Here is a 256-nt window from a genome sequence, read left to right on the forward strand (position 1 = left end):
CCGCGTCGACCTGGTCGACGGCGACGACGGCGAGCCCCGGCTGATGGAACTGGAGCTGGTGGAACCGAACCTGTTCCTGCGGCTGCACCCGGAATCGCTGCCGGGTGTGACGGAGGCCATCCTGGCGGCGGCCCGGGAGCCGGCCTGAGTCACTGGACGGGCGGCGGCGCGTCGACCAGGCTGGTGATCGTCAAGAAGCACGCGGGTAACGGGAGTTGACGTGGACAAGGTATGGCTGGTGACCGGGGCGAGCAGC

The 256-nt window shown here is 69.9% G+C and carries 1 pseudogene; it reads left to right on the forward strand.

Annotation, left to right across the window (positions count from 1 at the left end):
- A pseudogene (locus CCN44_RS48070) lies at positions 1–148 on the forward strand (ATP-grasp domain-containing protein); the annotation flags it as partial.
- Between the last annotated feature and the right edge of the window lie 108 nt (positions 149–256).

The organism is Streptomyces tricolor, from assembly GCF_002155905.1.
GTDB lineage: Bacteria > Actinomycetota > Actinomycetes > Streptomycetales > Streptomycetaceae > Streptomyces > Streptomyces tricolor.